Origin of the sequence: Legionella santicrucis (assembly GCF_001468135.1) — a bacterium.
Lineage (GTDB): Bacteria > Pseudomonadota > Gammaproteobacteria > Legionellales > Legionellaceae > Legionella > Legionella santicrucis.
Genome location: NZ_LNYU01000024.1, coordinates 408,120 through 419,695, shown reverse-complemented (window position 1 = coordinate 419,695; position 11,576 = coordinate 408,120). Strand labels below are relative to the sequence as shown.

Here is an 11,576-nt window from a genome sequence, read left to right as displayed (position 1 = left end):
CAAATCGTGACATCCAGTTACTCCGTTTTTACTATGGAGCCTTTTTAGCAAATTTTTAACCGTTTGAAAACTTTAAAAACACGCCCTAGGAGATAAAGACAAAACTTTTGCCCAAATGTTCGCCATCTGCAATTCAAACTCTGTTTCTGGAGCTTGATATTCATGTTTTATGGAAATTTCGGGCAATTGATTTTTAGCTAATTTGCCATTAGCACTCAAAGGCAAAACATCCAATAAAGCATAGGCATGCGGCAACATATAATCAGGCAATGAGTGACTTAATTCTTGATTCATCAACTGCTGTAATGAAATAAGAGATGTCACACTTTCTGGCTTTTCTTGTTCTTGTGCATCAATGCTTCCCAATACCATGGCATATAAAGCGCCTGTATAAGGAGTAAAGCCTAAGGTACAACTACCAATATCATGTGCATATAAAGACTGGCTGATTGCTTGAAATGAGTAACCAGCCATGAGGTAGTTTTGCCAAGAATCTTCCCCCTCAGCAGTGATCATCAATTGACTAGAACGCAACAGTTGACCAAATTCACTGCTTTGCGTAAATATGGAAAAATCTCGTAAAGAAAGAACAGAGGTTTGCGTCTCATCTACATAGCTTTGGTTCTGGTTAGATAAATACTTTAAGCCAAGCGAAAAACATGGAAAAGAAGCTTTTTCCTGAGTCAACTTCACCTTGGCCAAGAAGTGATTGTCACTATCCCAAACCTTATCCTCTATAGAAAGTGCATACGAAAAACCTTCTGCTAAAAGAGAGGACAACATTAAGTGCAGCATATGTCCTAGCTCAATATAAGCTAGTTTTTTAGATAAATCAGCGTACAAGGGTTGAATTGCTGGCCAGTGCACTACAAAGTGAAACTCAATGTCTTGAGAGGAAAGTGCAAGGTCTGTAGCACATAAAGCTTGTTTTAGAGGGTGATAATAAAATACCCCTCGTTCCAAATCCTGTAATTTTTCAGGGATATTCACAAAACAACGCACGGCGTAGGAACTACCGCCAGAAGGATATTGATATTTGGGTAATGCTCTATTGGTTACTTGCTGTCCAGCGATACTTGCCAAAACACGCATTAAGGCCTGGATATCAATCGAATCAAGATGATATTTACACTCTGCTTGCATCATTAGGCTCGAATCACCTATTTTTTGCACTAATGCACTATCAATTGGCGTGTCCGTAAAATGCCGATAACTTTTACGTCGATTAGGATGGGCTACTAAAATAGGCTGTGGTAATTGATAAGAAATATGTTGGTTGGCTAACAAACCGCGTTGCTCTAATTTAAAAAGATCTTTATCCAAGGAGCTTTCTTGCTTGCGGTTTTCTGGCAATAAATAAGCGACCAAATGCGTTTTTCCTTCCTGTTTTTGCAGGGCCACAACTGCCTTTTCCACACCATTAATCTGCTCTATTTTGGCGGTAATTTCATCCAACTCAACACGATATCCATTAATCTTGACTTGAAAATCATTGCGACCACAAAACTCCATATAACCGTCTTCATGCCACCGTCCCAAATCACCAGTGCGATACACTTTCCCTAACTGCGGATGGGTAAAAAACTGACGTTGAGTAATCGCTTCATCACCCCAGTAATTTAACGCAACACCCATTCCTCCTATATGGATTTCACCCATAACACCCACAGGACAATGCGCTCCATCTTGATTCAGCACATACATGTGCTGATTGGGCATGGCCACTCCATAAGGAATGCTACTCCAATTAGAGTTCACCTCCTCTATAGGATACCAAATAGACCAGATACTCCCTTCAGTCGCACCGCCTAAACTCATCACCGTTGCATCAGGACAACTTTTTTTGAGCTGCTTCGGCAGCGAAACCGGTATCCAATCGCCACTCAATAAAAACACACGTAAGGAAGGTAACGCCTTTTCAGCCTCATCAACCAATAAGCCCGCAAGTTGCGGGACCGTATTCCATAAACTGATTTGATGCGACTCAATCAAAGACAACCAATGCTTAGGCTCTTTAGTTTGTTCCTGCTCGGGAAATACAATGCAACCGCCTGCAAGCAACAACCCAAAAATATCATAAACCGACAAATCAAAACTTAATTCCGATAAGGCCAATACTTTATCTGCTGAACTCACCTCAAAACGTTCATTCACCGCCTCAATCGTATTTAATGCCCCACGATGACTTATCGTCACCCCTTTTGGCTTACCGGTCGAACCCGAGGTAAAGATTACATACGCGACGTCATCGGCATGAACTGCAGGGCGGGCTATACTAAAATCCGCACCCCTCTCCAACACATCCTCGATAATCAATACTTCATACTCATTGGCTAGGGAAGCATAAGTCTCTTCTTGGGATGCCATCTTTCGCGACAACAACACCAATCCCACTCCACCCTGCTTTAATACCTCATGCACACGTCCTAACGGCCAATCTACATGCAAGGGCAAATACGCATAGCCCGCTTTCATAATCGATAATGTCGCTACAACCTGGCTGTATCCCTTCTCGCTCAGCACAGCAATTAAGCGGCCTTGAGTTCCAGTCACTAAAATAGACGCCGCCAGCTGTTCACTCGCTGTCCATAATTCACCATGGCTGTACTCTGCCTTTTTCCCTGAATCAATCACAGCGATTAACTCGGAACGACCCGACACGTCTAAAGAGCGCTCATACGCACTCACCAACGTTTCTTCACTGAATGCTCGTGTATTCTGATTGGCCTCATTAATAAGTTGTGCGTGGAATTGGGGTAAAGCAGTAACGGGAAATACACCGCGCTCCCAATCGGTAAGCGCTAATGCTTCAATTAATTGACAATACGTTTCATGCATGGCTTGTATGGTTTGTGGGGCAAAAAGCTGCTCCACATAATCCCATTCTGCAATAAATCCTTCATGGGTTTCATAAGCTTTATTATCCAGCCAGACTTGTGAGGTTTGTGAAATTGCATAATGAATGCCTTGGTACGAGGAATTCATAGGCAGATGGAATAAACTGCTTTGATTTGCTCCCCCTAAGACGCTGGTTAAAACCACGGGCGATAAAATAGTATCCGAAGGAATGGAATGATGTTGCCTTAACAGTCTTTGGAAATCGATACCATCAAATAAATTATGTTCAATATCCGTTAACAGCTGTTGATGTGTTTTTTCAAGTACGGAATTGACTGTGTCTAAGGCGTTATATTGATAGGGAAATAGTTCCAAAGCAGTAAAATCACCAATCAGATCATTCACTTGAGGATGTAAGGGTAAGCGGTTAAATAAAGTTAAATTAACCGCCACTTGTTTTTGCCCACTCCAAAAACAAAGCGTGCGTGCATAAGCCTCTAAAACCAATACAGTAAGACTAACTCCAACATGGTGGGCTTTAGCAGTTAGTTTATCCCAAATCAACTTGGGAATTGTTTTACTAATTCGTTTGAAATGAGGGTGTTTAACTTGTGACGGACGCGCAATCAAAGGTAAATTCATTTCCAAATAATAGTCATTCAAACGCTTTTGCCAATATGCTTGAGCTTTCTCGAATAATGGGCTTGTTCTTAATTGCTCACTTTGCAGAATATAGTCACGAAAGTTAAGCTGCAGTATTGGTAACTGATGTTCCGGATGCTCATAAAGCGTAATCCACTCCGTAAAGAGAATTTCAAAACTACTCATATCAATGATAATGGCATCAAAACTCACATGCAGCAGATAAATGCCATTGAATTTAGTGACCACAATATCAAATAATGGGTAAGTATCTGGTGAATATACCTTATGGGAAAATTGCTGGCGAATGGCCAATAACTCCGCCTCCGTACTTAACTCAAAATAAGCAATCGCATACGGTTTGACCTCTTTCAGAAAACACTGCTGATCCTCAATAAACACAGTTCTTAACGCCAAATGCCGCTGAATTAACTGATTGAATGCATCTTGCAAGCGTTCTACATCTAACTCTGTATATTTAAATTCCGTATAAACATGGGTAGAAATATTACTTAACTCGAAATGATCAAATCGTCCCCAATAGTAGGTTTGCTGCACATTATTGAGTGGAAAGGGTTGATAAAGATTGCTCCTATCCATAGCCTGAATTTGATAATCTTTATAAATAAATCGGCCTAGACTTTGTTCCACACGATGCGCTAAATTGGCAATGTTTTTTTCTATAAATACATCACGAATCGCAATATCTGAATGCAATTCATGATTGATTTTATTCACCAATTGAATGGCTAAAATACTGTTCCCACCTAAACGGAAAAAGTCATCCAGTATATTCGCTCGCGTTACAGGCAAGCCCAAAATCTCAACCCAGATCGCACACAGCTTGACTTCCAGCTCATTTCTAGGTGCCATAAAAGCAGAACTATTAAAATTAGGTAAAGGCAAAGCCTTGCGATCTACTTTACCATTAGGATTTAATGGAATTTCTTCTAAGCGCATAAACATGTTGGGCATCATATAATCAGGTATTTTCTTTGCCAAATGCGTAAGTATTGCTTCTTCATCTACACAAGAAGGAGCAACATAATACCCCACCAAATAATGATTGATTTGTGACGATTGCTCTTCATCCTGCATCGTTTTTACAACAACTATACTTTGTTGTACTCCAGGGAACTCATTTAAGGCACTTTCTATATCCCCTAATTCAATTCGATGCCCACGAATTTTCACTTGAAAATCATTACGACCAAGAAACTCAAGTTCACCAGCAGAGGTCCATCGTACCAAATCCCCTGTTTTATATAAACGCATTGCATGCGATGGATCAGTAAATGAATGATAAAGAAATTGTTGTGTGGTTAACTCTTCTCGACACCAATAACCACGAGCCAACCCAGCACCACCAATGTATAACTCACCAATTACCCCGACAGGTAATGGCAACAAATGTTCATCTAAAACATAACATTCCGTGTTCGCTATAGGTTTACCTATAAAAGAAGGATTATTTGTCTCCTGGCATAAATTAATAGTAGACCAAATCGTTGTTTCAGTAGGGCCATAAACATTCCATAAAAACTGAACTTTTTGCATTAATGCGGTGGCTAAAACTTCATTTAAGGCTTCACCACCACATAAGGCACGAATTGCTAAAGTATTATCCGCTAAAGCTTGAACCACCAGATGCCATAATGAAGGGGTTGCCTGCATCACAGTTATTTGTTTTTCCTCAATAATTTGCAGCAAACGTGGTGCATCCATAACTTCTTGTTGACGAGCAAGAATGACTTCACCGCCACAAATCAAAGGCATATATAATTCAAGACCCGCGATATCAAAAGCAATAGTAGTCACAGCCAGCAATTTATCCGATGCACTAAACTTGACTGTCTCGGCAAAATAAGAAATCGTATTCACCAAGGCCTTATGCTCAATCATAACCCCTTTAGGTTTTCCTGTTGTTCCTGAAGTATAAATAACGTAAGCTAAACGTGTCACATCGTAACAAAGCTCCAAGTTTTCCTTGGAAAATGAATCTAATTGTGCCCTGACTTCAGGTACATCTAAAGCAATTAAAGGAGTGATTGGCGTGATTTGTTGTAATTTTTCGTAATAACAGCTGTGAGTCAAAATTAAAGCAGGTTGACAATCTTCAATAATAGTTGCTACACGTTCATTAGGATACTTTAGATCCAAAGGAACATAAGCATTGCCTGATTTTAATACCGCCAAAACTGCAACAACCAAATCGACCTTACGCTCCAGATAAAGAACGACTAATTGTTTTTCAGCAATCCCTTGTGCATGAATCCATGCCGCCAACTGATTGGCTTGTCCATTTAACTCTTTATAGGTTAAATAGATTTCCCCACAACTTACCGCAACATGATGGGGTAATAATGCTGCTTGTTGTTCAAACAATTGATGGATCGATATTTGCGGAAAAGCTCTTTGAGTATTTTGTGGCATTAACCAGGATGCGGAAGTCAATTGTTGAAAATGACCTAAGCACATTCGCCCTTGAATAAAAGAATCAAGCCCTGATAAAAATTGGTCCACAATCTGCGGCAATGATGCAAAAAAATGAAGATGTTGGGGATAACTTACGGTAATTTGTTTTAATTGCGAATCATAGTGGATAAATACAACCGCATCGTGCTCTTGGTTTTTCTCATCGCAGGAGACCAAGACAGAAGAGTGAGTTGATTGAGTAATAGCATAAAACTGATTATGAATTACTTTATAACGTGGATCCTGATAACGGCTCTGTAAAGAACCATAATCATCGTTGAAGTAACATGGAATAAATTTAGTCAATTTATTGCCAGTTACCAATAGATCATAAGTGTAGATACCGTTTTTTCTAGAATTGAATAATTGCAGTAAATAAAGTGTGAAGAGCTCCAAATCATCTTTTTGGGGCAAATGACAACATTGGCTATTCCTAGTCGTCTTTATCTTTTGGGGATGAGCGTCAATTAAAAAAACATCTTCATTACCTTGAACCGATTGATAATATTGATTCAAGAGTACAAGTTCATTCTCATAATTTTGCAATGCTACGAATTGATTGGCTTTTGGAACTCTAGCCACAGGAATTAAATCACTCTCCCCATATTTGGAAAGATGAATAATAGTATCAATGAATACTTCCGTTAATTCCCTATTTATATAAGGCAAAAAATCAGGATCTTTCTGATGATAAGGATTAATTATTTGCTTATTGACTATTTGTTTTTGCTCATTATTTTTGCCAATAAACGAGAAAAGGTTTATTTGATCAGTAACCAGTTCAAAATCTAAAATAATGGACTCATTTTTTAAGCCTTTTGAAGCATCCATTAAATGCAACTCATAATTAATATCAAGTTGCTCTACCTGATCTTCGCTGACTACAATGAAATTATGGGTATATTTATCAATCCATGTTGCCTGCATTTCAACCCAATGTGCATTCACAAAAACAAAATGCCCAGCATCAATCAGATAATCGATAAAGGATTGGACTAGCTTATTGATTTTTAAATTAATTAAGACCTTTAATATTTTCATCACCATTATCCTGATTGAATTTTTGGATAAAAAACATGAAAAAAACCTCATGCTTTTATCCAAAATTAACTCTTAGACTTAATTGGGGGGATATTTCTACAGATATTCTTGAGCGCGCAATTAAATCGATATCCCGTCAAGAAAACTCTATAATTTCAGCTTTAGCTTGATTTTTTTGAGCGAAGACTTGCGATATTTTTATTTCTGCGTCCAAATTCTAATCTCCGTATTCGCCCTATAAATTATTTTTTAGCAACAACCACAGGAGCCATCCCCTCTTCATTGTATTGAATGCTTTCTATTGAAAAACCAGCAGCCTGAAGTTGAATTTTCATGCGCTCTTCCGTACAAAAATTCAAATAATTAATTTGGACAATATCACCGAAAATCGCTCGTTCTTTGAGAAAATGTTCAGGAGAGACCAGAGACTCAATATTTTGTGGTGGTGGAGGAATAAAACTAATCAGTAACGTCCCATCAGGTTTCAATGCTTTATAAAAACTTTGATATAATGCAACTAATCTCTTTTCACAAGACTCATACATATTTAATCCGTTACTCGTAAGCAGATCAAACTCCGCATCAATCGCTAAATCCCATGCGTCTTTTTGCATCAAAGTAACTTGTTCATTGGAAAAGCCTTGTTCATTCGCATTTTGACGTGCAAATTTTAAAGATTCAGAATCAGCATCAATACCCACAAGATGGATATTTTGATAGGAAGAATAATCAAGAAATAACAAATCGTCCATTAAACCACTAGGAATAGAAGCTAAGGTCATATTGGATTTTAGTCTTTTTCTAATTTCGTCCTGAAATGTATAAAAACGCGCACGCGCCATCACATAAAGCGACTTGTTTAACAACCATGACTCTAACTCTATTGATTGTTCATGTTCAGGATTATTGCGAAAAATGTAGGAGGTCCAATATCCATTGAGTCCGCGATTATGCAACAAAAATCGCCCTAAACTAAAAGAAGCCAACTCATTTAATAATTCTAATGTTTTATTCAACGGCAAAAATAAATGATCACTTTTTTCCAAACGACTCTTGGTAGAAGCTACTAGTTGCTTGGTAGTTTCATCATAAGGAATATGACTTGTTGTTTGATGGGAAATAGCGACACTCATTTTTAATCCTTTATTAAATTAAAGCTAAATTGTTAAAACTCTTCTTTACTGAAACATGATCTAAGATACCCGTTTTTTGTAATACCTGAATCACATTCTTCACTATGGGCAATTCCGGGGTAATTTCAAACCCGTGATACAATTGATTTACAAGCTTTGCAGATTTTTCTTCATTTTCAAAAAGGGAATTAAGTAATTCCAAATTGAATTGTTTATCTGAGTTGATATGCAAATAGAGTTTAACGAAAGAAGCTAAATGCTCCCCAATGCACGCCTGATAATCCTGAGGAATGTTTGCCCAAGTATATGCCAACAAATCATAAAAATAACCATAATGTCGCGATTCATCATTCATATGATCATTGACATAAAATTTGATTGAAGGATGTACATTAGGACTATTAAAAAATTCTACCAATTCGCGAACTAAAGTCGTTTCAAAAATACATACAGCTAATATTTCAAAAATCGCATGGTATTTGCAAGGCAAACTATTTTTAATTTGGAGTACTGCATTATAAGAATCAGAAATCGGATAATTCAATTTTTTTCGATTTGGAAAATGTTTATTTAATTGCATCATCATGCTTTTAGCTACATAGACATGGTAATACTCATCAATCAAAACCGTATAAGCATTAAGCTTTGTTTCCTCAGGATAAATTATTGGTAGTTGTTCATAAATGATAAGATGACACGCATGATTGATGAGTTTCACTTCGAGATGAACAATATCATTTAAGTACTTGAAAAATGATTGCAGCAGTATGTCTTTTTTTACCGATTCGCCTAATGCTTGAACTTCTTCGTTGAGTAAAATAGGTTGTTTGTCACTAGGAAAAAAATAACCTTCAAGATTAAAATCAATGCACTTCTCTGGGCGTGAACGAACAGAGCTTCGCGAATCCCATTTTTGTTGATAAACAGTAAATGGGGTATTCTTCAAAAGATTTATTTCGCTGATTATACTGGACATCGACTTCATCATCCTTAATTTGGAATAGAAGAGACTCCAGCTCTTTATTGAGTAACTCCGTTTATTTTCTGATTCCTGATCTAAAGCGCAAAAACTACCATTTCAACAAATAATTGTCAAAGAATTTTTCTTAAAATGTGAACAAACATTCAAGAAAAACTACAATCTTCACTTAGTTTCTACATTACGACTTAAACTCCCACATTAACTATTGCGTCTACCACAATGTATTTGGAATAATGCTCTTGGATATTAAACATTCTCTCGGCACAGGAAGAACTACGATGTATAAAAAATCAGAGAAATGCGCATGTGACACTCATTTATTGATGGCCGATCAAAACTGCGACTATTTAGCAGGAACACTTGATCTTGCTTATAATTCAACAAAAAAAACTCGAAGAAAGTTCGCTAAGATATCGTTCCTCATCAATACGTTCTGCATCCTTTTTGCTGCAGGAAATTCTTCTGCCTGGGCTCATGGTGGCGGCGGTTTTCATGGGGGTGGAGGAGGTTTTCATGGACAAGGTGGTGGATTTGAATGGGGTAGCTACTCTCGCGAATCTGCAGGGATGTATCACCGAAATAACAGTTATCCTGCCTGGGGATCTTCAGGAGGCTATCGGGAAGGTGGATACTATCACGGTTCACTAGGAGGCTCATCTTATGGGACGATGCATCCATTCCAAGAACATCATCCACAAACAATTCGCCCCTTTAATCAAGCATCAACCGGAATAGGTCATATCGATGGTTTTCATCATGGCGGGTACGCCAACAAAGAGTTTGCTGGCAATGCAAATTGGATAAACCACAACAATTGGCATGGTAACTATTGGCACGGCAACTATTGGCATGGCAACTATTGGCATGGCAACTATTGGCATGGCAACTATTGGGCTGGAGGAGTCTATTGGGGACCAGGACCTTATTGGGGCTGGGGAAATGGCTTTTTCTATGGCGCATTATTTGGGGCAACACTTACAACGGCACTATTTTTACCCCCTGTCTATGCAGACTATTATTATGTTCCATTGTATTATTATCCTGGACCTTATGATTACACTATCCTCGTTAGCAACTACTCAGCAGTGCCCTCGCCCCCATTACGACCGGCACCACAAAAATTGGAAACTTGGGTTCCAGTCAAAAACGGCCATATTCCAGTGAATGCAGTGCTCAATAACATTGTCAATAAAAAAGCAACTTATTATTGTCGTGTTAAATTCCATGGAAACACATCCTATGGAGTTCTGATTCCGAATGACGGTTGTTATGTGGAAGAACCTTCGGTGACTATGAGATTTTCAAAATATGACATTTTGGTTTCCTCGATCGTGGGTTAAGAAGAAAATTGTAAGCGTTTGTGTAAGTGTTTAGAGTTTCGTCACTATCGCTTTCGCGGCGTTATTGCGGAGGGGACGAGATTCTAAACGTCACCTTCCGTGAAAACGGAAGGTCTAAAAACAACAAATCTGGCTCGACATTTCAGCTTCCAGCATAACATTTAATAGACCCCCTGCTTACGCAGAGGGTGACGTGCTCCTAACGTCACCTTCCGTGAAAACGGAAGGTCTAAAAAACAACAAATCTTGCTCGACATTTCAACTTGCGGCATAACATTTAATAGACCCCCTGCTTACGCAGCGGGTGACGTGCTCCTAACGTCACCTTCCGTGAAAACGGAAGGTCTAAAAAACAACAAATCTTGCTCGACATTTCAACTTGCGGCATAACATTTAATAGACCCCCTGCTTACGCAGAGGGTGACGTGCTCCTAACGTCACCTTCCGTGAAAACGGAAGGTCTAAAAACACAAATCTTGCTCAAACATTTCAGCTTGCAACATAACATTTAATAGACCCCTTGCTTACGCAGAGGGTGACGTGCTCCTAAACGTCACCTTCCGTGAAAACGGAAGGTCTAAAAATAACAAATCTGGCTCAACATTTCAGCTTGCAGCATAACATTTAATAGCCCCCCCTGCTTTCGCAGAGGGTGACGAGATTCTAAACGTCACCGTGAAAACGGAAGGTCAAAAACAACAAATCTTGCTCGACATTTCAGCTTGCAACATAACATTTAATAGCCCCCTGCTTACGCAGAGGGTGACGAGATTCTAAACGTCACCTTCCGTGAAAACGGAAGGTCTAAAAATAACAAATCTTGCTCGACATTTCAGCTTGCAGCATAACATTTAATAGACCCCCTGCTTTCGCAGAGGGTGACGAGATTCTAAACGTCACCGTGAAAACGGAAGGTCTAAAAACAACAAATCTGGCTCAACATTTCAGCTTGCAGCATAACATTTAATAGACCCCCTGCTTTCGCAGAGGGTGACGAGATTCTAAACGTCACCGTGAAAACGGAAGGTCTAAAAATAACAAATCTGGCTCAACATTTCAGCTTGCAACATAGCATTTAATAGACCCCCTGCTTACGCAGAGAGTGACGAGACTAAACGTCACCTT

The 11,576-nt window shown here is 38.9% G+C and carries 4 protein-coding genes; 1 reads left to right on the top strand and 3 read right to left on the bottom strand.

Going from position 1 to position 11,576, the window contains the following annotated elements; all coding sequences use genetic code 11:
* Positions 1-72: 72 nt before the first annotated feature.
* The 3 genes from Lsan_RS06510 to Lsan_RS06500 form a co-directional block, all read right to left on the bottom strand.
* A complete protein-coding gene (locus tag Lsan_RS06510; RefSeq protein WP_058513683.1) occupies positions 73-6,996 on the bottom strand; it encodes a non-ribosomal peptide synthetase in 6,924 nt (2,307 codons plus the stop codon).
* 242 nt (positions 6,997-7,238) lie between these two features.
* Positions 7,239-8,129, bottom strand: a complete 891-nt coding sequence (locus Lsan_RS06505) for an SAM-dependent methyltransferase (RefSeq protein WP_058513682.1) — start codon at positions 8,127-8,129, stop codon at positions 7,239-7,241.
* Positions 8,130-8,142: 13 nt separating this feature from the next.
* Positions 8,143-9,105, bottom strand: a complete 963-nt coding sequence (locus tag Lsan_RS06500; RefSeq protein ID WP_058513681.1) for a diiron oxygenase — start codon at positions 9,103-9,105, stop codon at positions 8,143-8,145.
* A 284-nt stretch (positions 9,106-9,389) separates the two neighbouring features.
* On the opposite strand from Lsan_RS06500, the gene Lsan_RS06495 reads away from it, so the two are divergent.
* Positions 9,390-10,451 carry a hypothetical protein gene (locus Lsan_RS06495; protein ID WP_058513680.1) on the top strand — a complete coding sequence of 354 codons (1,062 nt, stop codon included), beginning with the start codon at positions 9,390-9,392 and terminating at the stop codon, positions 10,449-10,451.
* Positions 10,452-11,576: the final 1,125 nt, after the last annotated feature.

What these genes read in the sequence shown, in the direction of transcription:
- Lsan_RS06510 (WP_058513683.1), bottom strand. Translation starts at nt 6,996, where the DNA reads ATGAAAATATTAAAGGTCTTAATTAATTTAAAAATCAATAAGCTAGTC.
- Lsan_RS06505 (WP_058513682.1), bottom strand. Translation starts at nt 8,129, where the DNA reads ATGAGTGTCGCTATTTCCCATCAAACAACAAGTCATATTCCTTATGAT.
- Lsan_RS06500 (WP_058513681.1), bottom strand. Translation starts at nt 9,105, where the DNA reads ATGTCCAGTATAATCAGCGAAATAAATCTTTTGAAGAATACCCCATTT.
- Lsan_RS06495 (WP_058513680.1), top strand. Translation starts at nt 9,390, where the DNA reads ATGTATAAAAAATCAGAGAAATGCGCATGTGACACTCATTTATTGATG.